20 protein-coding genes are annotated in these 25,842 nt (G+C 69.6%); 7 read left to right on the forward strand and 13 right to left on the reverse strand.

All coding sequences use genetic code 11. The features are described 5' to 3' along the window. Positions 1 to 23: 23 nt before the first annotated feature. From ADK57_RS44500 to ADK57_RS44520, 5 genes are all read right to left on the reverse strand, one after another. A complete protein-coding gene (locus ADK57_RS44500; protein WP_420711979.1) occupies positions 24 to 1,085 on the reverse strand; it encodes a LacI family DNA-binding transcriptional regulator in 1,062 nt (353 codons plus the stop codon). Positions 1,086 to 1,125: 40 nt separating this feature from the next. Then, complete coding sequence (locus ADK57_RS44505) at positions 1,126 to 2,775, reverse strand: extracellular solute-binding protein (RefSeq protein ID WP_053755479.1); 1,650 nt, start codon at positions 2,773 to 2,775, stop codon at positions 1,126 to 1,128. Between the two features lie 56 nt (positions 2,776 to 2,831). After that, positions 2,832 to 3,719, reverse strand: a complete 888-nt coding sequence (locus ADK57_RS44510; protein WP_053755480.1) for a carbohydrate ABC transporter permease — start codon at positions 3,717 to 3,719, stop codon at positions 2,832 to 2,834. Next, positions 3,716 to 4,570, reverse strand: coding sequence for an ABC transporter permease (locus tag ADK57_RS44515; protein WP_053755481.1), 855 nt, complete (start codon positions 4,568 to 4,570; stop codon positions 3,716 to 3,718). The genes ADK57_RS44510 and ADK57_RS44515 overlap by 4 nt, the downstream gene beginning before the upstream one ends. Before the next feature lie 235 nt (positions 4,571 to 4,805). Further along, positions 4,806 to 5,711 carry an SCO1860 family LAETG-anchored protein gene (locus ADK57_RS44520; protein WP_053755482.1) on the reverse strand — a complete coding sequence of 302 codons (906 nt, stop codon included), beginning with the start codon at positions 5,709 to 5,711 and terminating at the stop codon, positions 4,806 to 4,808. A 251-nt stretch (positions 5,712 to 5,962) separates the two neighbouring features. Here ADK57_RS44520 and ADK57_RS44525 point away from each other — a divergent pair, with 251 nt between their 5' ends. After that, on the forward strand, positions 5,963 to 13,012 hold the full coding sequence (locus ADK57_RS44525; protein ID WP_053755483.1) for a nucleic acid/nucleotide deaminase domain-containing protein: 7,050 nt from the start codon (positions 5,963 to 5,965) through the stop codon (positions 13,010 to 13,012). Positions 13,013 to 13,096: 84 nt separating this feature from the next. Continuing rightward, positions 13,097 to 13,579: an SUKH-4 family immunity protein gene (locus ADK57_RS44530; RefSeq protein ID WP_053755484.1), complete on the forward strand. Its 483-nt coding sequence runs from the start codon at positions 13,097 to 13,099 to the stop codon at positions 13,577 to 13,579. 10 nt (positions 13,580 to 13,589) lie between these two features. On the opposite strand, the gene ADK57_RS44535 is transcribed toward ADK57_RS44530, so the two are convergent. From ADK57_RS44535 to ADK57_RS44555, 5 genes are read right to left on the reverse strand one after another with little or no spacing between them, the layout of a single operon-like run. Beyond that, entirely contained in the window at positions 13,590 to 14,681 is a 1,092-nt protein-coding gene (locus ADK57_RS44535; RefSeq protein WP_053755485.1) for an amidohydrolase family protein, read from the reverse strand. Positions 14,682 to 14,711: 30 nt separating this feature from the next. After that, on the reverse strand, positions 14,712 to 15,503 hold the full coding sequence (locus ADK57_RS44540; protein ID WP_053755486.1) for a PIG-L deacetylase family protein: 792 nt from the start codon (positions 15,501 to 15,503) through the stop codon (positions 14,712 to 14,714). 55 nt (positions 15,504 to 15,558) lie between these two features. Continuing rightward, on the reverse strand, positions 15,559 to 16,368 hold the full coding sequence (locus tag ADK57_RS44545; RefSeq protein ID WP_053755487.1) for an amino acid ABC transporter ATP-binding protein: 810 nt from the start codon (positions 16,366 to 16,368) through the stop codon (positions 15,559 to 15,561). Continuing rightward, entirely contained in the window at positions 16,365 to 17,201 is an 837-nt protein-coding gene (locus ADK57_RS44550; RefSeq protein ID WP_053755488.1) for an amino acid ABC transporter permease, read from the reverse strand. The genes ADK57_RS44545 and ADK57_RS44550 overlap by 4 nt, the downstream gene beginning before the upstream one ends. After that, positions 17,198 to 18,055: a transporter substrate-binding domain-containing protein gene (locus ADK57_RS44555; RefSeq protein ID WP_053755489.1), complete on the reverse strand. Its 858-nt coding sequence runs from the start codon at positions 18,053 to 18,055 to the stop codon at positions 17,198 to 17,200. The genes ADK57_RS44550 and ADK57_RS44555 overlap by 4 nt, the downstream gene beginning before the upstream one ends. 270 nt (positions 18,056 to 18,325) lie before the next feature. On the opposite strand from ADK57_RS44555, the gene ADK57_RS44560 reads away from it, so the two are divergent. From ADK57_RS44560 to thpD, 5 genes are all read left to right on the forward strand, one after another. Continuing rightward, positions 18,326 to 19,426, forward strand: a complete 1,101-nt coding sequence (locus tag ADK57_RS44560; protein WP_053755584.1) for a pyridoxal-phosphate-dependent aminotransferase family protein — start codon at positions 18,326 to 18,328, stop codon at positions 19,424 to 19,426. A 401-nt stretch (positions 19,427 to 19,827) separates the two neighbouring features. Continuing rightward, complete coding sequence (gene ectA / locus ADK57_RS44565) at positions 19,828 to 20,346, forward strand: diaminobutyrate acetyltransferase (RefSeq protein ID WP_053755490.1); 519 nt, start codon at positions 19,828 to 19,830, stop codon at positions 20,344 to 20,346. A 28-nt stretch (positions 20,347 to 20,374) separates the two neighbouring features. Next, entirely contained in the window at positions 20,375 to 21,646 is a 1,272-nt protein-coding gene (gene ectB / locus ADK57_RS44570; protein ID WP_053755491.1) for a diaminobutyrate--2-oxoglutarate transaminase, read from the forward strand. A 36-nt stretch (positions 21,647 to 21,682) separates the two neighbouring features. Further along, complete coding sequence (locus ADK57_RS44575; protein ID WP_053755492.1) at positions 21,683 to 22,087, forward strand: ectoine synthase; 405 nt, start codon at positions 21,683 to 21,685, stop codon at positions 22,085 to 22,087. Between the two features lie 7 nt (positions 22,088 to 22,094). Further along, positions 22,095 to 22,991, forward strand: coding sequence for an ectoine hydroxylase (thpD, locus tag ADK57_RS44580; RefSeq protein ID WP_053755493.1), 897 nt, complete (start codon positions 22,095 to 22,097; stop codon positions 22,989 to 22,991). A 21-nt stretch (positions 22,992 to 23,012) separates the two neighbouring features. Here the strand turns inward: thpD and ADK57_RS44585 are convergent, their stop codons facing one another. The 3 genes from ADK57_RS44585 to ADK57_RS44595 are packed head-to-tail and all read right to left on the reverse strand — an operon-like array spanning position 23,013 to position 25,803. Beyond that, positions 23,013 to 24,017 (reverse strand): maleylpyruvate isomerase family mycothiol-dependent enzyme, encoded by a 1,005-nt coding sequence (locus ADK57_RS44585; protein WP_053755494.1) that lies wholly within the window; start codon positions 24,015 to 24,017, stop codon positions 23,013 to 23,015. Between the two features lie 43 nt (positions 24,018 to 24,060). After that, positions 24,061 to 24,705: an RNA polymerase sigma factor gene (locus ADK57_RS44590; protein WP_053755495.1), complete on the reverse strand. Its 645-nt coding sequence runs from the start codon at positions 24,703 to 24,705 to the stop codon at positions 24,061 to 24,063. A 45-nt stretch (positions 24,706 to 24,750) separates the two neighbouring features. Then, a complete protein-coding gene (locus tag ADK57_RS44595) occupies positions 24,751 to 25,803 on the reverse strand; it encodes an aminotransferase class V-fold PLP-dependent enzyme (RefSeq protein ID WP_053755496.1) in 1,053 nt (350 codons plus the stop codon). Between the last annotated feature and the right edge of the window lie 39 nt (positions 25,804 to 25,842).

Genomic DNA, 25,842 nt, shown 5'->3' on the forward strand with positions numbered 1-25,842 from the left:
AGTCCTCCGTCGGTCAGTGCCTCTCAAGGGGCAGCCGGGGGCGGGGCGACGCTACGGCGTACGACGATGTGGGTGCCGAGCAGGTGGTGGCTGCCGGCGGCGTGCTCGGGGTCGCGCAGGGCGATGCGGACGGCGGCGCGGCCGAGTTCCTCGGCGGGGGTGCGGACGGTGGTGAGCGGCGGGTTGAAGTCCTCGGCCAGCGGTATGTCGTTGTAGCCGACGACGGAGATGTCGTCGGGGACGCGCAGGCCGGCGTCCGCGATGGCGCGCAGGGTGCCGGCGGCGACCATGTCGTCCCCGGCGAACACTGCGGTGAACTCCCTGCCTTCCTTGAGGAGTTCGGCCATCGCGCGCAGACCGGCCGCGCGGCCCAGGCCGCAGTCGACGACCTGCGCGGCCTCGGGCGGCAGCCCGTGTTCGGCGAGCGCTGCCCGGTAGCCGGCGACGCGGGCGTCGAGGGCGGTGTTGCCGGGCAGACCGCCGAGGAAGACGATCCTGCGGTGGCCGGCCGAGAGCAGATGACCGGTGATGGCGCGGGCGCCCGCCTCGTTGTCGAACTCGACGACCAGGGCCGGGATCTCGGGGTCCGGTGCCGGCCGCCCGCACAGCACGAGCCGGGCGCCGGTGGCGTCCAGGGCCTGGGCGTAGTGGGCGACACGCTCCCGGTAGGCGTCGTCCTCGACGACCCCGCCGACCAGGATCACCAGGCGTGCGCCCTCCTCCCGCATGAGCTGCACGAACTCCATCTCGCGCTGCGGGTCCCCGCCGGTCGCCCCGACGACGCACAGCCAGCCCCGGTCGGCGGCCTCCGCCTCGACACCCTCGGCGACCTGGGCGTAGAAGGGGCTGGTGACCTGGCGGACGACGACGGCGGCCATCTTGCGGCCGCCGCCGACCAGGGCGCGGGCGTGCGCGTTGGCGACGTAGTCGAGGTCGCGGGCCGCGCGCAGGACACGGGCCCGGGTCGCGGCGGGCACCGGGTGGTTGCCGCTCAGCGCACGGGAGGCGGTCGCCATCGACACGCCCGCCCGCTCGGCGACCTCCCTGATCGTGACCCGCCGCCTGGACTCCATGTCGTTCCCCATCCCCCGCGTCTCCTCTTCGCCGACTCTTCCCGACGGCCGTTCACGTGTTGGCCGCGTAGTCCTTCGCGAACTCCTCGGCCATTCTGTCGCCGCCCCGGGCACGCCACTTCTTCACCGCCCCGTCCCACTCGGACAGCGGCAGCCGCCCGGCGACGATCCCGGTGACGGTGTCTTCCAGGAGCGCCTTGAGCGTGGTGCCCTGGGCGTTCTTCGTCCGGGACTGGAGGCCGTAGGAGGCGTTGCGGACCGCGTGCGGGACGACCTTGAGCTGCCAGGCGTGCAGGGCGCGTACGGCGTCGGGCATGCCCGGCACGAACAGCACCTGGGGGCCTTCGGCGAGGTACTTGAGCGGCAGGTTGGTGTTGTTCTCGACCTCGCCGAGCTCGGTGGGCTGCGGGGAGCCGTCCTTGCCGCGGGTGAAGTGGGTGCCCTCGACGCCGTAGTGGACGAGTTCCCACTCCTGGCTGCCGAAGGGCGCGGCGAGGTGGTCGAGGATGCGCAGGAGCAGCTCGATACGGTCCTTCTTCGCCTTCTTCAGCACGGTGTAGCCGAAGGAGCGGCGGGCCGCGACGATACCGCCGGGCTTGCCGTCGACGCTGTACGGCAGTGCGGCGGCCGGGGTCAACTTGCCCTGGGACTCGCGGTACTTGGGCAGGTAGGCGCCGAAGCCGTCCTGCATGGAGCCGACGGTGCCGTTGTAGTAGAGGGTGGTCAGGTCGATCTGGGAGATGGACGTGGCGTCGGGGTGGTAGGAGCCGTCCTTGCGCAGCCTGGTCTGGAAGGCGATCGACGCCTTGAAGCGTTCGTCGGCCCAGCCCGGCTGGAAGGTGCCGTCCTTGGTGACGGCCCACTCCTGGGGCGCGTTGTGGGCGGCGGAGTGCACGGCGTTGCCGAACAGGGAGCCGTTGGCGGCGCCGAGTGCGTACGTCCTGCCGCTGGTCGCCCGCTTGGCCACGGCGGCGAAGTCGTCGGCGCTCCAGCCTTCCGTCATGCCCGCGTCGGTGAACATGTCCTGGTTCAGCCAGAGGGTGGAGCCGGGCAGCGGGCGTTCCAGCGGGATGCCGAAGATGCGGCCGCCGATGCGGCCCATGTCGCGCCAGGCGTGGGTGGGGATGCCCGCGAGGTTCGGGTAGTCGGCGATCGCCTCGCCGGAGAGGTACGGAGTGAGGTCCTCGGCCCGCCGCTGCACGAACTCGGCCTCGCGGGGCAGCACGAAGCCGGAGAACAGGTTGATGATGTCCGGCAGGGTGTCGGCGTCGCCGGCCATCACGGTCGCCATCTTCTTCTGGTAGTCGGCCTGGGAGATGATCGTGTACTCGATCTTCACGCCGAGGGCCTTCTCCACGGCCGCCCAGAACCGGTTGGCGGAGGCCGGCTTGGGCGGGGTGCCGAAGGACACCGACATGACCTTGACGGTCGAACCGTCGCCGGGGGTACGGGCGACGGACTTCACCAGGTCGGAGGGGTAGGCGGTGTATCCGGCCTGGACGCCCGCCTCGGTGGCGGCGAGGTCCGGTTTGGGGCCTGTGGCGGGCTTGTACGCGGGCCAGGGGGCGAGCTTCTTGCCGGCGTTGGAGACGTCGCTGTCGCCGGAGCTCGTGGAGCAGGCCGTCAGCAGGGCGGGGGCACCGACCGCTGCGCCGCCCGCGGCCATGGAGCGCAGCAGGGTACGTCGGGACATGCGGGGCATGGGCAAGTCACCTTTCTACACACGGCTCTTGATGCTGTGTCTGTTCCTGATGCGGGTCAGCTCTTGATGGCGCCCGTGAGCACGCCCTTCGTGAAGTACTTCTGCAGGAACGGGTAGACGATCAGGATCGGCACGGTGGCGATCACCAGCACCGCCATCTGCACGGTCTGCGGGGCGGTGATCGTGCCCTCCCCGGTCGTCGCGTCGGTGAGTCCCGAACCGGCCACCACATAGGTGCGCAGCACCTGTTGGAGGGGCCAGTGGTCGCTCTCCAGATAGAGCGAGGCGTAGAACCAGGAGTTCCAGTACGCCACCGCGTAGAAGAGCCCCACGACGGCCAGCGCGGCCTTGGACAGCGGCAGTACGACGGAGAGCAGCACCCGCCAGTCCCCCGCCCCGTCGAGCCGCGCCGCCTCGTACAGCTCCTCGGGGATGCCCTGGAAGAAGCCGCGCAGGACGACGAGGTTGAAGACGTTCACCAGTACCGGCAGGACCAGCGAGGCGTAACTGTCCAGCAGGCCCAGCTCCTTGACCAGCAGGAAGCTCGGGATCATGCCGGGCGGGAAGAGGAACGTGAACAGGATGAGGAGCAGGACCGGTTTGCCGCCGAAGACCCCGGGGCGGGACAGGGCGTAGGCGAGGGTCACCGTGCAGGCGAGGCTGAGCAGGGTGCCGACGATGGTGACGCCGGCGCTGACGCCGAGGGCGTGGGTGACGATGCCGCCGTCGAGGATGTCGCGGTAGGCGTCGAGCGTCGGCTCGGTCGGCCACAGCACCCAGCCGCCGCCTTCCACGACCTCGTCGGTGGAGGCCAGCGAGGTCGAGACGATGACGAGGAACGGCACGCAGACCAGCAGGACGACCGCGGCGAGGGCGAGGGCCTTGCCGACCTGGGTCACGGGCTTCGGCTTCTCCATCCAGCCGGGCCGGACATGGCTGCTCACTTGTAGACCCCCTGTTCGCCGAGGCGGTGGGCGACCTTGTTGGCGGCGTAGACGAGGAGTGCCCCGACGACGCCCTTGAACAGGCCCGCGGCGGCGGCGAATCCGTAGTCGCCGCCGACGATGCCCTGGTAGTAGACGAAGGTGTCGATGATCTCGGCGGCCTCCGGGCCGACCGCGTCGCGCTGGAGCAGCATCTGCTCGAAGCCGACGGAGAGGATGTCGCCGAGCCGCATGATGAGCAGCAGCACGATCACCGGGCGGATCGCGGGCAGCGTGACGTTCCACAAGCGCCGCCAGGGCCCGGCGCCGTCGATCGCGGCGGCCTCGTACTGCTGCTCGTCGACCTGGGCCAGCGCGGCGAGGAAGATGATCGTGCCCCAGCCGGCGTCCTTCCAGATCACCTGGGCGACGACGAGCGGCTTGAAGGCGTCGGGGTTGCCGATGATGTCGGCGGTGTGCAGGCCCATGCCGTCCAGCGAGGTGTTGAGCAGTCCGGTGTCGCCGAGCAGCTGCTGGAACAGGGCGACGACGATCACCCACGAGATGAAGTGCGGAAGATAGGCCACCGACTGCACGAACCGGCGCACCGAGCTCCAGGTGAGGGTGTGCAGGAGCAGGGCGAGGCCGAGCGGCACCGGGAAGTAGAAGACCAGTTGCAGGACGGCGATCCAGACGGTGTTGAGCACCGCGTCCCAGAACGCTCCGTCCTCGAACATCCGCCGGAAGTTGTCGAGACCGGCCCAGGGGCTGCCCCAGAGGCCGTCGAAGGGCACGTACTCCTTGAAGGCGATGACGTTGCCGACGAGGGCGCCGTAGTGGAACAGCAGGAAGTAGGCGAGGCCCGGCAGCATGAGCAGGCCGAGGGCGAGCGACCCCCTGCTCTGAAAACCTTTTCGTCGCGGGGGCGCACCGTCTGCCCGACGGCGCGCCGCCCTCACCTCCTCAGTACCTGCGCGTTCCCGTAGTACAGCGTCCACGGGTCCCCCTCACGTCTCGAAGTCGGCGTGAGGGGAAATTAAAACGTTTTCATTGCTCGGTCAACAGCCCTGACACACAAAGGGCGTTGACCTTGCGACCTTCCTCGGGTCAGTTCCTGCCGCGCCGGGCCAGCGCCACGGCTCCCCCGCCCGCCACGACCAGCGCGATCGCGCCACCCGCGAGGTACGGCGTCGTCGAACTGCCGCCGGTATCGGCCAACCCCGCCTCGTCCGGGGCGCCTTGGGGCAACACGTCGGCGGGAGCCGTACCCGACGCGGACGGCGGGGTGGACGTCTTTGGTGCCTCGCAGGTCGCCTTCGCCAGGGTCAGGGTGCCGGTGACCTCGGCGACGTTCAGGTTCGACGGGTTGACGGAGATCTTGAGTTCGAGGGCGGTCGCGGCGGCCGTACGGGTCGTCGTCTCCGCCTTCGAGAGGTCGAGGCGGACCTCTCCGACGCCGGGCACCTCCACCTCCGTCGTGCCGCCGGCGGTGAGCGTGACCTTCTTGCCGAGGACGGTCACCGCACCGAGCAGGTTCGAGGTGGCGACCGGGGTCCTGCCGGCCTCGCAGGTCGCCCTGGAGGTGACCGTGCCGAGTTCGACGAGGGACAGGAGCGGCAGGCCGGGGACGTGGAGGCGGGCGTGGGCGAGGTCGACGCGGCCCTCGGCCTTCTCCGCGGTGACCGTGGCCTTCGCATCCGCCGCGTCGGCGCGCAGCACACTGAAGGGCTCTCCGCCGTCGACCCCGTCCAACCGGGCGGTCAGCCCGGTCTTCCGGGCACTCTGCGGTGCCTGGACCTCGTTCAGGGCGAGGGCGAGCGGGACGTTCACGGTCTTGTCGAGCAGCGAGACGTCGAGTCCGGTGCGCAGGACTACGGCGCTCGCGCGACCCTGGTCGGGGGTCGCGTGGGCGGAGGCCGCGCCGGCCAGGGCCGCGGGACCTGCGGCCAGGGCCGTGGCCGTCGCGACGGTCGCGAGACGGCGTGCGGGCATGCGGAAGTTGGTGCCGTTCAAGGTGGTGAGACCCCCAGAGGGAACAGTCTTGGGACCTCGAAAGGATGTCGCACCGCCGCTCGTTCGACAGTGATCCCACGGGAGTTCACACCATCGTGGCGCATCCGTGCAGACTCTCCGGCAATCGTTCACAGTCCGGAACTCACCCTTGCATTTGACATGTCATTGACATGCCTTTGAAGAGCCTTGGTACACAGGTGTGCCCGCGATTCCTGTGCGACCCCTGTGCCCACGGGGGACAAGGAGCCTTCATGGCACGCTTAGGCCACACCCGCATCCGCCTCCGCCCATCCCGCAACCGCCTGCGCCGTATCCGTCTGCGTGCCGCCCTCGTCGGCGCCGTGGCCACGGCGTTGATCATCGGCACCGCTCCCTCGACCCCCGCACGCACGGGCGAGGCGAGACCCGCGGCCGCCTCCGAACCCGACACCGGCGACCCCCGCGAAGGCTGGCGCCCCGCCAGCGAACTCGCCGACGACGAGGACGACCGCGGCTTCTGGGACAGCCTCTTCGGCAGCGACGCCAAGAAGGACGACCGGGACGACGGCGACGACAAGCCGCCCCGCATCACCCTCGACCGCAGCCGCGGGGCCGCCTCCCTCACCCACCCGCGCGTCGCGGGCGAGGCCGACGGCGTCCGCATCGCCGCGCCCCGCACCGCACACGCCACCGGCGCCGATCTCGCCTGGACCGCGTACGACGGCAAGGGCCTCCTCGAGTACGAGGTCCACCGCTCGACGTCGAAGGACTTCACGCCGACCGACGAGACACTGATCGCCCCCGTCGAGCGCGGCACCCCCACCTTCGCCGACCGCACCGCGCCGCCCGCTCTCAAGGGGGACGGCCGCACCTACCACTACCGGATCGCCGTACGGACCAAGCAGGGCACGCTCCTGGCCGGCCCGGCGCGCGCCGTGGAGCTGCCCGCCGTGGGCCAGGTCACCAAGGGTGCGAAGCTGCTCGCCGCCCCGGAGACCGAGACCTACTTCCTGCCGTTCACGCCCGCGCGGATGATCCCCGGCGAGACGGCCACCGTCGAGGCGACGCTCACCAACACCACGGACACGGTGTGGACGAAGGGCGAGCGCGTCCTGTCGTACCGCTGGACGCTGGACGGCAAGGACGTCACCAACCTGCTCAACAAGGACGCCACCCCGTTGCCGAAGGACGTGGCGCCCGGCGAAACCATCACCTTCGACGCGCAGTTGAAGGCCCCGGTGCTGGTCGACCCGCTCGACAAGCGGCTGACCTTCGGGCTGGAGTGGGACCTGCGGGAGAGGGCCACCGGCGACTGGCTGTCCGAGACGGACGGGGTGCCGCCGTCGAAGCACGAGGTCACCGCCGAGTACCCGACCTCCGACCAGCTCGGTCTGGAGGACTTCCACTCGTACGCCGGCAAGAACACCGGCGCGGGTTCCGCGCTGATGAGCAACCTTTACGCCGGCAACGCGGTGTGGTCGTACAACGCCTTCTCGAACCCGTCGCTCGGCTTCTCGACGTTCCTGCGGCTGGCCTACAACTCGCAGGACGCGTCGAGCACTCCGGCGGGCCCCGGCTGGTCGCTGCAGGCGTCGTCGCCGGTACGGCTCGGCACCCCGCTGGACTTCCACCCCTCCGCGCTGCTGCCCAAGCAGATCACGCTGACGGACGGCGACGGCACGAGCCATGTCTTCAGCATGAACAAGAAGGGCGAGTGGGACTCCCCGGCCGGTGTGCACTTCCGGGTCAAGCAGCTGGAGAAGGACTGTCTGCTCAAGCCCCACCAGCGGGAGGCCTGGGAGTTCCTGCGTCCGGACCGCACCCGGTTCCTCTTCGACTGCCAGGGCTACCCGAGCGCCCAGGTGGACAAGAACGGCAACCGGATGGAGTTCACCTACGAGGAGCGGCTGCTCGGGCACCCGTCCAAGCTGCTGAAGTACGTCACCGACGCCGAGGGCCGGCGCACGCTCACCGTCGACTACTGGGAGAAGGGCGAGGCGTACACGTACGTCGACGAGGACGGGAAGGTCCGTGAGGGCAAGCACCTCCTCAACCCGTTCATCATCGACAAGGTCCGGTCCGTCACCGACGTCTCGGGGCGGCGGATCGACTTCACCTTCACCGAGAAGGGCCTGCTCGCGCGGCTGACGGACGGCGCGAACTCCGCGGACGGGGATCTGCGGAAGGTCTTCAGGTTCGGTTACGGCAAGGAGTTCGACCACCCGGGCGTGAAGCTGGTCGAGGTCACCGACCCGCGCTCCAACGCGACCAGGCTGGACTACGTCGGTCCGCACGACGACAAGGACCAGCTGCACTACCTGGGTTACACCAAGTCGGTCACCGACCGGCTCGGCGGGCTGACCAAGTACCGCTACGAGGACCCCGACGACCACGACGGCAAGGCGATCCGGACCGTCGTCACCGACGCCGAGGGCAACCCGGCCACCCAGCTGATGGACGGCTACGGCCGCCCCGTGAAGCTCACCGACGCCAAGAAGCGCACCACCGAGCTGGGTTGGGACGCCGACAACAACGTCACACGGCTCGAGGAGAACAACGGGGCCGCCCGCAACTGGAAATACGACCCCAAGACGGGCTACCCGCTGGAGGCGAAGGACGCCGAGAGCGTCAAGAACGACCGGCCCGCCGCCACCCTCGCCTACGCCACCGGTGAGAACGGCTACATCGCCGACCTGGTGCGCCGCGTCACCCCGGAGGGCCGCACCTGGCAGTTCGGCTACGACGCACGCGGCAACATGACCGCGGTCACCGACCCGAAGGGCGTGGCGAGCGAGCCGGCGGACGACTACACGTCCACCAGCGCCTACGACACCCGGGGCCGGCTCACCTCCGCCACCGACGCGGGCGAGCACACCACGAAGTTCGAGGACTACGACCCGTCCGGCTATCCGCGGGTCATCGTCGACGCCGTCGGCAACCGCACGGTGACGACGTACGACGTGCGCGGCAACGTCACCGAGGTCGAGGAGGCCGACGGGGCCACGACCACGCAGACCTACGACGTGTTCGCGCGTCCACTGGAGAACCGCAGGCCGAAGGACCAGAAGGCCGGCGAGTTCATCGTCACGCCGGCGCCGAAGTACGACGCGAACGACAACACCCTCGTCTTCACCGCCCCGAACGGGGTGGCGAGCACCAGCGAGTTCGACGCGGCGGACCAGCCGCTGAAGTCCACCCAGCCCGGCGACGAGGAGGGCTCGGCACCCCGCGTGTCGACCTTCACCTACGACAAGGTCGGCAACCAGCTCACCTCGACCGAGCCCAAGGGCAACCTCACCGAGACGCCCGGCGACTTCACCTCGACGACGAAGTACGACGAGGTCTACCAGCCGATCGAGGCGGTCAACGCGGCGGGCAAGCGCGCGAGCGCCGTCTACAACGACGTCGGTGACCTGGTGAAGGTCGTCGACGCCCGCAAGAACGAGACCGAGGACCCCGACGACTACACCAGCAGGTTCCGCTACGACCTCGACCACCGTCTCCTTGAGACCACCGACGCGGCCGGCAAGTCGACGACCAGCACCTACGACTGGGACGGGCTGACCGTCGCCACCACGGACGCCGAGGGCAACCGGACCGAGATGGTCCTGGACGCCCGCGCCGCCCTGGTCGAGGCGCGCGTCCCGCACGACGGCGACGGTGACGACGCCGTCGTACGCACCACCCGCTTCGAGTACGACGAGGTCGGCAACCAGACCCGGGTCATCACCCCGCGCGGCATCGAGACCGGCGACGACCCGAAGGACTTCGCCGCCGAGACCGTCTACGACGAGCTGAACCGGGTCAAGAAGACGCTGAGCCCCTACGACCCGGACGACGCCCGCTACAACACGCCGGACCGGACGACGTACGAGTACGACGCGCTGAGCCGGCTGAAGAAGGTCAGTGCCCCGCCGTCCGAGGGCCAGAGCGTCCGCAACGAGACGGAGTACACCTACTTCGACACCGGGTGGATCAAGACGTCCACCGACGCCTTCGACATCCAAAACGCCTACCAGTACAACGATCTCGGCCAGCAGATCCAGAACACCCTGAGCAGCGCGGGCGGTTCGGTCACCCGCACCCTCGACTCCGCCTTCTACCCGAGCGGTGCGCTCAAGTCCCGCTCGGACGACGGAGTCCCGGTCGGTCTCCAGGTCGCCCTCGTCGACAACTCCGACGTCAACAACACGGCGACCCAGGGGACTTGGGAGGAGACGGCCGCCGAGGGCTCGTACGGCTACAACGCGCAGACCCATGCGGCCGGTTCGGGCGAGGACCGCTTCGTCTGGCAGCTGACGATCCCGCAGGCCGGCGACTACACGGTCTACGTCCGGTACCCGAAGGTCGACGGGGCGGCGAAGGACGCCACCTACGAGATCAAGCACAAGGACGGCACCGGGACCAAGGCCCTGGACCAGACCGAACTCCCGGGTGAGTGGCGTTCGCTCGGCAAGTACGCCTTCGGCGAGGACACCGGCCAGGCCGTCACCCTCACCGACAAGGCGACCGGCACGGTGGTCGCGGACGCGGTCCGGCTGGTGCGCGACAACTCCGGTGACACCGACAACGAGGAGAAGGACTTCTCCTACCGGTACGACGCCAACGGCAACCAGATCGAGATCACCGACCGCAGCCCCGGCGTCGAGACCGACCGCTACACCCTGGAGTACGACGAGCTCAACCAGCTCGGCAAGGTCGTCGAGCACGACGGGGACGCCGTCCGCAACACGACCGCGCTGACCTACGACGCCAACGGCAACACGCTCACCACCACCCACGACCTGACCTGGAGCAAGCTGGACTACGACGTCCTGGACCGGGTGGAGCGGATCACCAACGCGGCCTCACCGACGGCGGACGACCGCCAGGTCACCACGCTCGAATACACGGACCGGGGCGAACTGGCCGAACAGACCAAGCCCAACGGCAATGTGCTGAGCGTCGACTACTACCTCGACGGTTCGACGAAGAAGACCAGCGAGAAGAAGTCCGACGACACCCTCGTCGCCGAGCACGCCCTGAAGTACAACGCCAACGGCCACAAGGTCGAGGACGTCCTGAAGCTCATGGACGCCGACGACCACGGCTCCACCATCGACAACACCTACGCCTACACGTACGACCCGCAGGACCGCATCGCCAAGGTCGCCAAGACCGGCGACGACGAGGCGACCGAGGAGTACCGGCACGACGCGGCCGGCAACGTGATCTGGCAGACGGTGGACGACACGACCACCACCCACCGCTACGACCGCAACCGCCTTTTGACCTCAACGGCGGACGGCGCGTCCTCCACCTACAACTACGACCCGCTGGGCCGCCTCGACACCGTCTCCTTCGGCGGCGAGACGATCCAGAAGTACCGCTACGACGGCTTCGACCGCCCCGCGTCGATCACGGCGGGCAGCGGTGACGCGGCGCAGACGACCCGCATGACCTACGACGCCTTCGACCGCACGGTGAAGGAGGCGGTGGGCAGCGGCGAGGACGCGAAGACGACCCTCTTCACCTACCTGGGCATCACGTCCAACTCCCTGAAGGAGGAGGTGACGGACGAAGGGGTCACGTCCTTCCAGTACGCCTCCTGGGGCCAGAAGCTGACCCAGGTCAAGGACGAGGAAGACGATGAGGGCGCAGCTCCGGAGACGACCCAGTACCTCTACCACCCGCACGGCGACGTCGAGGCACTGACCGACAAGGACGGCAACACCAAGACGACGTACGGCTACACGGCGTACGGCAAGAACGACGCGGCCCAGTTCACGGGCGCGGACAAGCCGGGATCGGGCGGCGGCGAGCCGGAGGACCCGTACAACTCCTACCGCTTCAACGGCAAGCGCTACGACACCACGTCCGGCACGTACGACATGGGCTTCCGGACGTACGACCCAGGTCTGAACCGCTTCCTGACCCGCGACATGTACGGCGGCGCCCTGGCCGACATGGGCCTGGCCACCGACCCCTACACCGGCAACCGTTACGCCTTCGCCGGCGGCAACCCGATCTCCTTCGTGGAGATCGACGGCCACCTGTTCGGGATGTCCTTCTCCGACCTGGGCCACCTCGCCCTCGACGTCGTCGGCCTCGTCCCCGGCCTCGGCGAGGTCGCCGACCTCGCCAACTGCGGCTGGTACGCGGCCGAGGGCGCCTACGTCGACGCCGCCCTCTCCTGCGCCTCGGCGATCCCGTTCGCGGGATACGGGGCGACGGCGGCGAAGGCGGCCAAGTACGGCGACAAGGCACTGGACGCGATCGACACGGCGGGCGACGTGGGCCGCCAGGTCGACAACGTGACACCACCGGGCGCGGCGACGCCGTCGACGGGCGGGGCGAATCCTCCGTCGACCGGGGCCGCCGACGCACCGTCCACGGGCGGAGCCAACCCGCCGTCGGCCGACCCGGCGCCTGCTCCGGCGGCCCCGGCGCCCGCACCGGCTCCGGCCGCGCCGAAGGTCCCGGAGGCGCCGCCGGCCACGGGTGCCTCCTGCAAGCTGGGCAACAGCTTCGTGCCCGGCACCAAGGTCCTGATGGCCGACGGCACCACCAAGGCGATCGAGGACGTCGAGATCGGGGACAAGGTCACCGCGTCGGACGTGGAAACGGACGACGCCCAGACCCGCACCGTCACCGAGACCATCAAGGGTGAGGGGACCAGGCATCTGGTCACCGTCACCGTCGACACCGATGGCGGCGAGGGCGCCAAGACCTCCAAGATCACCGCCACCGAGGGCCACCCGTTCTGGCTGCCGGACGTCGGCCGCTGGCTGAAGGCCGGTGAACTCGAACCCGGCCAGTGGCTCAGCACGGGCAGCGGCAGCTGGATCCGGATCACGGCGGTCGCACACTCGACGACGAAGGCGACCGTCCACAACTTCTCGGTCGCGGGTGTCCACACGTACGAGGTCCTGGCAGGCACGACGCCGGTCCTGGTACACAACTGCCAGGTCGACTACGGCAGTACCGATCTCAGCCAGGCGGTCATGCAGGAGCGGCTGCGGCTGGGCAAGACCGGCAACAACTTCGCCGCGGCGCGCTACACCGACGCCAACGGCATGGAACAGATCGCGGTCGCCTTCTCCTCCAAGGGACGGGGCAACCACGCGGAGGCGAAGCTGCTCCGGCAGCTGGGGAAGGGCAACATCACCGAGGTCTACTCGGAACTCCAGCCCTGCCGGAATTCCTGCGCCCCGGCATTGCAGGGAATTCCGACCTCGTGGTCCTGGAACTGGACGACGTCCGCCCAGGGAGCACAGTCCCGTAATGCCCAACTAGGCGCGGTGCGGCAATTGTTCGCCGATGCCAAAGCGGGAATCTGGTAGTCTCGCCGCGAGAGGCCGACCGATATTCTTTCGGTCGGCCTCTCGATCATGTCACCGGCCTGACGTTGGGAAAGAGCCCTCACCATGCCGCCGCATCACAGGTACACGCCGGAATCCCTCTCGTCCGTGCGCGACGCCACCGCCCGCCGCCTTCTCGCCGAAGTCGGCCTGCCCTCGGACCACTTGCTGTTCGCCGCGACCGGTCCGGCCGCCCGGTCCGTGCGGGCGAACGGCTCCGAGAGGCACCTCCTCAAGCTCGGGCAGGGCGGTGACTACGACGAGTACTGCATCGACATCGACTCCGGTGAAATCGTCTCCCTCAACACGGAGGATTCAAGCGTCTGGCACGTCAACGAATCCGCGAGTGCTTTCCTCGAATGCCTCGAAGAATTCGCCGCACGATTTCCGTACGGCGACGAGGAAAGCGAACCGGAAGAATGGGAGGAACGGGCGGGCGAGCTGAGAGAAGCGCTCGTCCGGATCGACGGAACGGCCCTGAGCGAAGACCCGGGGTTCTGGCACTCCCTCCTGCACGACGTCGCCATCGGGGACTACGCCGAGGACTGACGGCCCCGGCTCAGCCCACGACCCGCCCGTCCAGCACCACCCGAACCGGGGCCCCCAGCACGCGTACGTCCGTGCGGGGGTCCCGTTCGTACACCACCAGGTCCGCGGCCGCGCCCTCCTCCAGACCGGGGCGGCCCAGCCACTTCCGGGCGTCCCAGGTCGTCGCCGACAGGGCCGCCACCGGCGGGATTCCGGCCGTCACCAGTTCCGCGACCTCGGCCGCCACCAGTCCGTGGGGCAGGGTGCCGCCCGCGTCCGTGCCGACGAACACCGGGATGCCGGCGTCGTACGCGTTGCGGACCGTGTCGTAGCGGCGTTCGTGCAGCCGCCTCATGTGGGCCGACCAGCGGGGGAACCTGGACTCGCCGCCGTCGGCCAGCGCGGGGAACGTGGCGATGTTGACCAGGGTCGGGACGATGGCCACACCGCGCGTCGCGAACAACGGGATCAAGTCCTCCGTCAGGCCCGTCGCGTGCTCGATGCAGTCGATGCCCGACTCCACCAGGTCACGGAGCGAGTTCTCGGCGAAGCAGTGCGCCGTCACCCGCGCGCCCAGGCGGTGTGCCTGAGCGATGGCCGCCTCGACCGCGTCCCGCGGCCAGCTGGGTGCCAGGTCGCCCGCCTCGCGGTCGATCCAGTCACCCACCAGCTTCACCCAGCCGTCGCCGCGGCGGGCCTCCCGGGCGACGTACGCGACCAGGTCCTCCGGCTCGATCTCCCACGCGTAACCGCGGATGTAGCGGCGGGTGCGGGCGATGTGGCGGCCCGCGCGGATGATCTTCGGAAGGTCCGCGCGGTCGTCGATCCAGCGGGTGTCCGACGGTGAGCCCGCGTCCCGGATCAGCAAGGTGCCTGCCTCGCGGTCCGTCAGCGCCTGCTTCTCCGCGACATCGACGTCCACCGGGCCCTGCGGTCCCAGGCCCACGTGACAGTGCGCGTCCACCAGACCGGGCAGCGCCCAGCCCGACACCGTGCGGATGTCACGGGCGGCGACGGGGCGCTCGTAGGAGATCCGGCCGTCGACGACCCACAGCTCGTCCCGGACGTCCTCGGGCCCGGCCAGGATCCGGCCCTTCACGTGCAGCACCGCGTGATCGCTCATGCACCGCACCTTAGTCAGCTCTCCGAGCGGTCACTGTTCCCAGGGCGGTGGTCCCTCGAAGGCGAGCCGGTACACGTCGAAGAGGACCGCCGCCTCGACGCCGAGTACGGGACCGCCCTGCCGGGCCGCCCAGGTCAGGAACGGGCGGGGCTCGAAGCCCGCCGCCCCGAGGCCCTTGGTGTACTCGGCGTGGGCGGCGAGCGACGCGATGCCCCGCTCCAGTGGTTCGCCCGACACGTCCACACCGTGCGTGGGGCGCTCGGCGCCGGCGAAGCACACGAAGCGGACCCCGCCCCAGGGTTCGAGACCCTCGTCGGCGAGTTCGGGGAAGATCCACCGGTTGCCCGCGTCCCGCGCCGCGTCGAGCGCGGCGAGGCCGACCACCCGGTGGTCGGCCTGGTTGACCACTCCGGCGACCATGCGCACGGTGTAGGCCCCCGACACCACGACCTCGGGGCGGTGTCGTCGGATCGCCCGCACGATGTCGCGGCGCAGCTCCGGCCCGTACTCGATCGTCCCGTCGCGGTGGTCGAGGAACTCGACCGTGTCCACGCCCACTTCACGGGCTCCGGCCCGCTCCTCGGCCTCGCGCAGCGGGCCCGCCTCGTCCGGGTGCAGCCCGTCGATGCCCGCCTCGCCCCGCGTGACCAGCAGGTACGTGACCTGCTTGCCCTGGGCCGTCCAACGGGCCACGGCGGACGCCGTCCCGTACTCGATGTCGTCCGGGTGCGCGGCCACGGCGAGGCAGCGTTCCCAGTCCTCCGGCAGCGGCGCAAGCGCGGCGCCGGCTCCGAAGCCGCCCGCGTCGTCGAGAGTCGTCATGCACCGAATGATGGCGGTCCTGACGGTCTGACCGACAGAGGAACGTATGTCCTCTTCAGTCGCTCCCGCCCACCTGGTCCGACGTCTCCTCTTCCACCTCAGCCATGGCGGGGTCGAGGAGGCGGGAGAGGAAGTGGCGGGTGCGTTCGTGGCGGGGGTTGACGATGACCTGCTCCGGGGCGCCGTCCTCGACGATCACCCCGCCGTCCATGAAGACGACCCGGTCGGCGACCTCGCGGGCGAAGGTCATCTCGTGGGTGACGACCATCATCGTCATGCCCTCGTCGGCGAGCATGCGCATCACCGCGAGTACGTCACCCACCAATTCCGGGTCGAGCGCCGACGTCGGTTCGTCGAACAGCATCACCTCGGGGCCCATCGCCAGCGCGCGGGCGATCGCCACGCGCTGCTGCTGGCCGCCGGAGAGCGAGGAGGGGTACGCGTCCGCCTTCTCGGCCAGCCCCACCCGCTCCAGGTTCTCGGCGGCCACCTCGGCGGCCTGTGCCTTGCCGCGCCTGAGCACCCGCCGCTGCGGCAGCGTCAGGTTCTCCGTCACCGACAGGTGCGGGAAGAGGTTGAACTGCTGGAAGACCATGCCGATACGGCGGCGGACGGCGTCGATGTCGACGTCGGGGTCGGTGAGTTCGGTACCTCTGATGAAGACCTGGCCCTTGGTGGGTGCCTCCAGCAGGTTGACGCACCGGAGCAACGTCGACTTGCCCGAGCCCGACGGGCCGATCACGCACACGACCTCGCCCTGGTTGATCTCCAGGTCGATGCCGCGCAGCACCTCGTTGTCGCCGAACGACTTGTGCAGGCCGCGTACTTCGATCTCCGGGTGCGTTCCAAGAGTCTTCTCGCTCATTTCACGGCCTCCTGGGCCTTCGCCTCCATACGGCGTACCACGAAGCCGAGCGGGATCGTCACCAGCAGATAGCACAGGCCGGCGACGAGGATGGGCGTGGAGTTGGCGGTCGTACTGGCCAGATCACGGCCGTACTTGGACAGTTCGCGCTCCTCCAGGGTGACGCCGAGGAACAGCACCAGCGAGGAGTCCTTGAAGAGCAGCACCAACTCGTTGGTGAGCGGCGGGAGGATGATCCTGAACGCCTGCGGGATGATGATCGAGACCATCGCCCTCGCGGGCGAGAAGCCCAGCGAACGGGCCGCCTCCAGCTGGCCCTTGGGCACCGCCTGGATGCCCGCGCGGATCGTCTCCGCCATGTAGGCGGCGGCGACCAGGCCCAGGGCGAGTGCGACCTTGCCGTACGTGCCGCCGATGATCTCCGTGCCCGGGAAGGCGAGCGGGACGGCGACACCGATGAAGATGAAGATCAGCAGGGCCGGCAGGCCGCGGAAGATCTCGATGTACACGCCGGCGAACCAGCGGTACGGCCCGACCGACGACAGCCGCATCAGCGCGATGACCATGCCGAGCACCAGGCCGACGACGAAGCCGGACAAGGTGTAGAGCACGGTGTTCTTCAGCGCCAGCGTGATGACGTCCGGGAACATCTGCTCGGCGATGTCCGCCTGCGCGAACTGGTTCTTCAGCCGCCCCCAGTCCGCCGAGACCGCGAAGGCGATCACGGCGGCGACGAAGGCCGCGTACTGGATGCCGCGCGACAGGCTGCGCTTCTGACGTCGGGTCAGGCCCTTTTTGCGGGGCTGGACTTCGAGCTTCGTGGCGTCGCTCATGAGGCGGACGGAGAGGCCGCGGACTCGTCGTACGGGCCGATCCACTGCTCGTAGAGCTTCTTGTACGTGCCGTCGGCCCTGGCGTCCGCGATGGCCTTGTTGATGGCGGCGACGAGCTTGGTGTTGCCCTTCTTCACCGTGAAGCCGTACTGCTCACCGGTGTTGAGGTTGTCGACGACCTTGAAGGCGTCGGCGTTGGCCTTATCCTTCAGCCAGCCCTGGACGACCGGGTAGTCGATGACGACGGCCTTGACCTGGCCGGAGCGCAGGCCGTTGAGGACGGCGTCGGAGGACTCGAAGGAGACCGGGTCGAAGCCCTGCTCCTTGACGTAGTCCTCACCGGTGGTCTGGGCCTGGGCGCCGAGCTTGGCGTCCTTCGCCTTCACGTCGGCGAGGGAGGTGAGCCCGCTGTCCTTGTCGACCAGAACGGCCTGGGTGGCGTCGAAGTACGGGTCCGAGAAGTCGACGTTCTTCTTGCGCTCCTCGGTGATGGTCATGCCGGCCGCGGCCAGGTCGCACTCGCCGGAGTTGAGGAAGGCACCGGTCTTGAAGTTCTCGAACGGCGTGTCGAGGATCTCCTGCTTCACGCCCAGGTCCTTGGCGGCCAGGTCGATGAGGGAGACGTCGAAGCCCTGGACCTTGCCGTCGATCTCCGACTGGAAGGGCGGGTACGGCAGGTGCGTGCACGTGGTGAGTTGACCGGCCTTGACCAGCTCGACCCCGCCGGCGGCGGTCTTCGTACCGCTGCCCCCGTCGTCGCTGGAGGTGCAGGCAGAGACAGCCACGAGCACCAGCCCGGCCGTCGCGGTGGTGGCGGCCAGGACGCGGGTCCGGCGCCCGAGAAGCGTGTTCACGGCGGGCCTTCCTGTGGGGGAACTGTAGGTTCCGATTATAAGGAGAAGTTTGGGTCTCTCAAACCAAACCGATGGCTACACGGCTGTCCGACCTAAGAAGTCGTCGGTCGGAGGAGGGGGCATGGAGGGGGGATGGAGGGGGACAGAGGGCGGCTGGCGGGTGGATGGAGCGTCGCGGGCGGCGGTCGGCGGGCGATGGACGGCGGTTACCCTCGTCACCTCTACCCCTTGAGTGAGACTCGTTACCTCGTGAGTGAAGAGAGCACCACCGTGACGCACCCGTTTCTGGATCTGGCCCCGTTGACCGCGGCGCACTTCGCGTCGATCGAGGACCGTGTGGTGCGGCTGCTGAGCACCGAACAGGACGTCGTGATCACGCAGGGCGAGGCGCTGCTGCCACTGGAGGGTGCGATCCGCTCCACCGCCGGACCGGGCACCACGGCGCTCAACGTCATCACCGGCCCGTACGGGCAGACCTTCGGGGACTGGCTGCGCGACTGCGGCGCGACCGTGATCGACCTGGCGGTGCCCTTCCACACCGCCGTCACCGCCGAGCAGATCCGGGAGGCCTTCGCCGAGCACCCCGAGATCGACTTCGTGTCCCTGGTGCACGCGGAGGCCGCGACCGGCAACACCAACCCGGTGGCTCAGATCGGCGAGGTCGTACGGCGCCACGGTGCGCTGTTCTACCTCGACGCCGTCGCCTCCATCGGCGCCGAGCCGGTGCTGCCGGACGCGTGGGGCGTCGACCTGTGCGTGATCGGGGCGCAGAAGGCGATGGGCGGGCCCGCGGGGGTCTCGGCCGTGTCGGTGAGCGAGCGGGCGTGGGCGCAGATGGCGGCGAATCCTCGGGCGCCGCGGCGGTCGTACCTCGCCTTGCTGGACTGGAAGGAGCGGTGGATCGACGGTGGACGCAAGGCGCTGCTGCACGCGCCGGCCCAACTGGAGATGCTGGCGCTTCAGGCGTGTGTCGAGCGGATCGAGGCGGCGGGGCTGGATGCCGTGATGGACCGGCACCTGCGCGCCGCCACGGCGACGCGGGCCGGGGCGCGGGCACTGGGCGGGGGCCTGGAGCCGTATGTGTACGAGGATGCCGAGGCTGCGCCGGTTGCCACGACACTGAGGGCTCCGTCGGACGTCGTGGCGTCCGAATTGGTGGCGCGGGCACTGGAGTCGGATCCTGCCGTGCCGCTGGTCGCGGGTGGGGGTGCGCTGGCCAAGGAGATGATCCGGGTCAATCACTACGGGGTGGATGCCACGCGGGGTGCGGTGCGGGCGAGTCTTTCGGCGCTCGGTGCCGCGCTGGCCGCGAAGGGGTTGAGCGTGGATGTGGAGGGGGCGCTGCGGGCCGCGGAGGATGCGTGGCGGTAGCGGTGGCCGGCGTCGGCCGAGGTCCTGGTTTCTTCGCCGCCGCCGCTCACACGCCGGACGGGCCCGCGGACATTTTGCGAGAGCGGATCGACGGGGTAACCGGCGTTTAATTCCGATATAATTCCGGGAATTCAATTCCGAGTAGCTTCCCGTATTCTTCTGCCCGCTTTTTCTCAACCTAAACGCAAAGATTCTGCGAACGCCGAGCGGTGGAATACGGGCAGATCTCGTGGGGATTACATGGTTGTGACGCGTTACACATCCTGCCCGTTTCGCTCCTTATTTACCGGCCAAACCGGAACATTTCTCCGCACGCGCCCACGCGACTAACACAGGCAGCGCCCGTACGTAACCCCGACCGGCGATGCATTTTTCAATTTCCCTCGGTAAATTCAATCCGCATGACTGCCGCACAAGCAGACCTGCAAATCGACCGCCCGGCGGTGGCGGACGGAGCCGCGCTGTGGCGGATGGCAAGGGACTCGAAGGTCCTCGACCTGAACTCGTCCTACAGCTATCTGCTGTGGTGTCGCGACTTCGCCGCCACGTCGGCCGTCGCTCGTGACGAGCGCGGCGAGCCGGTCGGCTTCGTCACCGGTTACGTCCGGCCGGACCGCCCCGGCACCCTGCTCGTCTGGCAGGTGGCGGTGAACGAGGCGCAGCGCGGCCGCGGGCTCGCCGCCGCCCTGCTGGACGGGCTGGTCGCGCGGACCGCCGCCGAGCGCGGGGTGACCACCGTCGAGACCACCATCACTCCGGGCAACACCGCCTCCGAGCGCCTGTTCACGTCGTTCGCCGAGCGCCACGGCGCCCGGCTGGAGCGCGAGGTGCTGTTCGACGCGGCGCTGTTCCCCGATGGGCCGCACGACCCCGAAGTGCTCTACCGCATCGGCCCCCTGTCCCTCACTCCCTCTGCCTGACCCCCCACGCAACGAGGAGCGATTCGTCGTGACCATCACCCAGCCCGACCTCAGCATCTTCGAGACCGTCGAATCCGAGGTGCGAAGCTACTGCCGCGGCTGGCCCGCCGTCTTCGACCGTGCGCAGGGCAGCCGTATGTACGACGAGGACGGCCACGAGTACCTGGACTTCTTCGCCGGAGCGGGGTCGCTGAACTACGGCCACAACAACCCCGTCCTCAAACGGGCGTTGATCGACTACCTGGAGCGGGACGGCGTCACGCACGGGCTCGACATGTCGACCACCGCCAAGCGGGCCTTCCTGGAGTCCTTCCAGAACCTGGTGCTCCGGCCGCGCGACCTGCCCTACAAGGTCATGTTCCCCGGGCCGACCGGCACCAACGCCGTGGAGGCCGCGCTGAAGCTGGCGCGGAAGGTGAAGGGGCGCGAGGCGATCGTGTCGTTCACCAACGCCTTCCACGGGATGTCGCTCGGCTCGCTCGCCGTGACCGGCAACGCCTTCAAGCGGGCCGGGGCGGGCATTCCGCTCGTGCACGGGACACCGATGCCGTTCGACAACTACTTCGAGGGCAAGGTCCCTGACTTCCTCTGGTTCGAGCGGCTGCTCGAGGACCAGGGCTCCGGGCTCAACAAGCCCGCCGCCGTGATCGTGGAGACCGTGCAGGGCGAGGGCGGCATCAACGTGGCGCGCCCGGAGTGGCTGCGCGCGCTGTCCGAGCTGTGCGAGCGGCAGGACATGCTGCTCATCGTCGACGACATCCAGATGGGCTGCGGACGTACCGGTGCCTTCTTCTCGTTCGAGGAGGCGGGCATCACCCCGGACATCGTCACCGTGTCCAAGTCCATCAGCGGCTACGGCATGCCCATGTCGCTGTGCCTGTTCAAGCCCGAGCTGGACATCTGGGAGCCGGGCGAGCACAACGGCACCTTCCGCGGCAACAACCCCGCCTTCGTCACGGCCACCGCCACGCTGGAGGCGTACTGGGCTGACGGCTCCGTGATGGAGAAGCAGACCCGCGCCCGGGGCGAGCAGGTCGAGCAGGCGTTCATCTCCATCACCGAGGAGAACCTCGCCGACGTGAAGGAGTACCGGGGGCGCGGGCTCGTGTGGGGCATGGAGTTCCACGACAAGGAGCGCGCCGGCAGGATCGCGCAGCGCGCCTTCGAACTCGGGCTGCTCGTCGAGACGTCGGGCCCGGAGAGCGAGGTCGTGAAGCTGCTGCCGGCCCTCACCATCACGCCCGAGGAACTGGACGCCGGGCTGAGCATCCTCGCCCGCGCCGTCCGCGAGACCGCCTGACCATCCGCACATCCACCTAGGAGGCATCGCAGCACCGTGATCGTCCGTTCGTTCAAGGACATCGAAGGCACCGACCGGCACGTGAAGGCCGAGTCCGGCACCTGGGAGAGCAAACGCATCGTCCTCGCCAAGGAGAAGGTCGGCTTCTCGCTGCACGAGACGATCCTGTACGCGGGTACGGAGACGTCGATGTGGTACGCGAACCACATCGAGGCCGTTGTGTGCGTCGAGGGCGAGGCCGAGCTCACCGACGACGAGACCGGGCAGAAGTACTCGATCACGCCCGGGACCATGTACCTGCTCGACGGCCACGAGCGGCACACGATGCGGATCAAGGAGGACTTCCGCTGCATCTGTGTCTTCAACCCGCCCGTGACCGGCCGGGAGGACCACGACGAGAACGGTGTCTACCCGTTGCTCACCGAACCCGAGGAGGTGTGACATCACCATGACCACCGCTACCAGGATCCCCGATCTCTACCCCAGTCGTGGCGCCACCGAGGTGGCCACTGAGCGCAAGGACCCGGTCGTGTGGTCCGCGCCCGGCACGCCCGGGCCGATCGCCCACGCCGAGCTGCAGTCCCTCGATCGCGACGGCTTCCTCGCCATCGACCAGCTCATCGGCCCGGACGAAGTACCCCTCTACCAGAGCGAGTTGGAGCGGCTCGTCACGGATCCCGCGATCCGGGCCGACGAGCGTTCCATCGTCGAGCCGAAGACCCAGGAGATCCGCTCCGTCTTCGAGGTGCACAAGATCAGCGAGATCTTCGCGAACCTCGTGCGTGACGAGCGCGTGGTCGGCCGGGCCCGGCAGATCCTCGGCTCGGACGTGTACGTCCACCAGTCGCGGATCAACGTCAAGCCCGGCTTCGGCGCCAGCGGCTTCTACTGGCACTCCGACTTCGAGACCTGGCACGCCGAGGACGGTCTGCCGAACATGCGGACGGTGTCGGTCTCGATCGCGCTCACCGAGAACTACGACACCAACGGCGGTCTCATGATCATGCCGGGGTCGCACCGCACGTTCCTCGGGTGTGCGGGGGCCACTCCGAAGGACAACTACAAGAAGTCGCTGCAGATGCAGGACGCCGGCACGCCGTCCGACGAGGCGCTGACCGCCATGGCGAGCGAGTACGGCATCAAGTTGTTCACGGGCAAGGCCGGTTCGGCGACCTGGTTCGACTGCAACTGCATGCACGGCTCGGGCGACAACATCACGCCCTTCCCGCGCAGCAACGTCTTCATCGTGTTCAACAGCGTGGAGAACGAGGCGGTTGAGCCGTTCGCGGCGCCGGTACGGCGTCCGGAGTTCATCGGGGCGCGGGACTTCACGCCCGTGAAGTGAACCGAGTCGGAGCGGGCGGTGTCACAGCCATGCGAGTGACGCCGCCCGCTCCAGCACGTTTTGTACGGCTGCCGCGTCGCCGTCGGCGCCCCGCGGCACCTCGTCGGGCGCGTATCGTCCGCCGACGAGGAGGCAGAAGTCGACGGGACTCAGGGTGAGTTCGGCGCGTACGGGCTCGTCCTCGGAACCCAGCACCCACTCGTCGCCGCCGGTGACCGCGAACAGCACCGGCGGCGCGGTGGGCCCGAGGGCCAGGCCGAGGATGCGGACGGCCAGCCGGACCAGTTGCCACAGGTGTGCCTCGGGTGGCGGCGGGACCGCCAGACCGAGGGCGCGGCCGATGTCGTCGGTGTGGATCCACACCTCGAAGGCCCGCACCAGGAAGTGCTCGGCCACCGGCAGCCGCATCCCCATCAACGTCACGGCGGGCGCGGCCCGTTCGGGATCGCGCGCCTCGGGCGTCGCGAGCAGCGCTTCCGCCTGAGCGGCCCAGTCGGCGACGGTCTCCTCGGGCGTACGGCCGTGCTCGTGGGCGATGACCTGGGCGGTACGCCGGTTCCAGGCGTCCTCCCAGGGCGCGTCCTCGTCGATGGTCGAAGGCCGTACCCGTGTGTCGACTCCCAGCCGGCCGGCCAGGGGCTCGTCGGCGGCGAGGAGGTGGGCGACGGTCGCGTGCACGTCCCAGTCGTGCACCACCGGGGTGCCCCAGCGGCCGTCCGCCTCGCGCAGCAACGCCTTGAGCCCGGCGACGGCGGCGGCGTAGGGGGCGGCGTGCGGGGCCACCCGGGGTGCGGCCTGGCGCAGGCGCAGGGCGGGCCGGAGCAGGTCGGCAGCGGGCCGGGCCGGGGATGCGTTCAGCTGCGGCCCGTCCAGCAGCCGTACCGTCTCCCGCAGCCGTTCCGCCTCCGCCGCGCAGTCCTCGCACTCGGCCAGGTGCCGGGGGATCTTCTTCTCGTCGGCCGGTTCCAGGGCGCCGAAGGCCCAGGCGGCCAGCAGGTCCCGTACGGCGTCGTGCTCCGTGGTCATCGCGCACCTCCTTCCCTGGCCTCGACGGCTTCCCTGATCGCCATCATGCGCCTCTTTCCCACGCCGGGTCGGGCGGGTCGGGCGAATCCGCTGAATCCGCTGAATCCGCCAAAGATACGGCCAAGGTGCGCAGCGCCGTGCGCAGCCGGGTCTTGGCGGTGCCCTCGGGGATGCCGAGCTCGACTGCGGCCTGCCGGTAGGTGCGGCCCGCGAAGTAGGCGAGGTGCACGACCTCCCGTTGCGGCTGCGGTAGTTCGGCGAGCGCGGAGTGCAGCAGCAGGGAGCGTTCCCGGTCGACGACCGCCTCGTCGGGGCCGGGAGCGGCGTCGGGGATCGTGTGCAGCGCGGCGTCGTCGGCGCGGGCGTCCTTGCGGTGCCGGGCCTCGCTGCGCACCCAGTCGACGGCCCGCCGGTGGGCGAGCACGGACAGCCAGGTGCGCAGGGTGCCCCGGCGCGCGTCGAAGGCGTACGGCCTGCTCCACAGCTGGGCGAAGACCTCCTGTGCCACCTCCTCGGCGGCGGCCGGACTGCGGGTGACCCGCAGGGCCACCCGCTGCACCAGCCCGCCGTACACCGTGTACGCCTCGGCCAGCGCCGACTCGTCGCCGTGGACCAGCCGCCGGTGCAACTCCGCGTCGGCAGACGGTTCGACGGACGTCTTGTCCGTGGACTCCAACGGCACCACCACCCCTGTGCCCCTTCCTAGCGTCCCCGGCGGGCCCGCGCCACCGGTTCAGCCCGACAGGACGTCCAGCAGCCGGTCCACGTCCGTCGTCGTGTTGTAGAGGTGGAAGGAGGCACGCAGGTTGCCCGCGCGGTTGGAGACCTCGATGCCGGCACTGCTCAGGTCGGGCTGGCGGTGGCCGAGTCCGGGGACGGAGACGATCACCGAGCCGGGGGCGGGGACCGGTTCGTGGCCCAGCGTGGTGAGGCCCGCGCGGAAGCGGTCCGCGAGGGCTAGGTCGTGGGCGTGGACGGCCTCGACGCCGAGTTCCTCCAGGAGTTCGAGCGAGCGGCGCAGTCCCGCGTACGAGAAGAGCGCCGGGGGCAGGTCGAAGCGCCGGGCGGAGTGGGCGAGTTCGGTGACGGGGCCGTAGCAGCTGTCCCAGGGGTTCTCCCCAGCCACCCAGCCCGCCAGGATCGGCGTCAGCCCTTCGAAGTCCTCCGGCACGACGAGGAAACCCACCCCGTGCGGCCCGAGTAGCCACTTGTATCCGACGGAGACGGTGTAGTCGTACGCGTCGGCCTCCATCGGCAGCCAGCCGGCGGACTGGGAGACGTCGACGTACGTGCGGGCGCCGTGCTCCCGGGCCGCCTCCCGGAGCGCCGGCAGGTCCGCGATCCGTCCGTCGGCGGACTGCGCGGAGCTGACCGCGACGAGCGCGGTGCCCGGGCGGACGGACTCGGCGATCCGCTCCAGCGGCACGGCCCGCACCTTGAGGTCGCCGCGGGCGTAAAAGGGGTTCACGACGGAGGTGAAGTCGTCCTCGGCGGTGAGGACTTCGGCGCCCGCGGGCAGCGAGGCGGCGACCAGCCCGGTGTGGGCGGCGACCGACGAGCCCGCCGCCACCCGTCCGGCCGGGACGCCGGCCAGCCGGGCGAAGGCGGCCCGGGCGGTCTCGACGTCGTCGTACAGCGCGTCCAGCGGCCTGCCGTCGGCCCGCATCAGCGCGGCTTCCTGAAGGGCGGCCACGGTGCGGGCGGGCAGCAGGCCGTTGCTCGCGGTGTTCAGGAAGGTGTTCTTCGGGGCGAACTCGGAACGGACCAGGCTCTCGAAGGTCTCCATGTCTTCACTGTGAGGCCCTGACAACCTATGGTCCATTGC

Source organism: Streptomyces sp. MMG1533 (assembly GCF_001279775.1).
Lineage (GTDB): Bacteria > Actinomycetota > Actinomycetes > Streptomycetales > Streptomycetaceae > Streptomyces.

Coding starts and splice junctions, on each gene's coding strand:
- ADK57_RS44500 (WP_420711979.1), bottom strand. CDS start 1,085: ATGGGGAACGACATGGAGTCCAGGCGGCGGGTCACGATCAGGGAGGTC.
- ADK57_RS44505 (WP_053755479.1), bottom strand. CDS start 2,775: ATGCCCCGCATGTCCCGACGTACCCTGCTGCGCTCCATGGCCGCGGGC.
- ADK57_RS44515 (WP_053755481.1), bottom strand. CDS start 4,570: ATGCTGCCGGGCCTCGCCTACTTCCTGCTGTTCCACTACGGCGCCCTC.
- ADK57_RS44525 (WP_053755483.1), top strand. CDS start 5,963: ATGGCACGCTTAGGCCACACCCGCATCCGCCTCCGCCCATCCCGCAAC.
- ADK57_RS44530 (WP_053755484.1), top strand. CDS start 13,097: ATGCCGCCGCATCACAGGTACACGCCGGAATCCCTCTCGTCCGTGCGC.
- ADK57_RS44535 (WP_053755485.1), bottom strand. CDS start 14,681: ATGAGCGATCACGCGGTGCTGCACGTGAAGGGCCGGATCCTGGCCGGG.
- ADK57_RS44540 (WP_053755486.1), bottom strand. CDS start 15,503: ATGACGACTCTCGACGACGCGGGCGGCTTCGGAGCCGGCGCCGCGCTT.
- ADK57_RS44545 (WP_053755487.1), bottom strand. CDS start 16,368: ATGAGCGAGAAGACTCTTGGAACGCACCCGGAGATCGAAGTACGCGGC.
- ADK57_RS44550 (WP_053755488.1), bottom strand. CDS start 17,201: ATGAGCGACGCCACGAAGCTCGAAGTCCAGCCCCGCAAAAAGGGCCTG.
- ectA (WP_053755490.1), top strand. CDS start 19,828: ATGACTGCCGCACAAGCAGACCTGCAAATCGACCGCCCGGCGGTGGCG.
- thpD (WP_053755493.1), top strand. CDS start 22,095: ATGACCACCGCTACCAGGATCCCCGATCTCTACCCCAGTCGTGGCGCC.
- ADK57_RS44585 (WP_053755494.1), bottom strand. CDS start 24,017: ATGACCACGGAGCACGACGCCGTACGGGACCTGCTGGCCGCCTGGGCC.
- ADK57_RS44595 (WP_053755496.1), bottom strand. CDS start 25,803: ATGGAGACCTTCGAGAGCCTGGTCCGTTCCGAGTTCGCCCCGAAGAAC.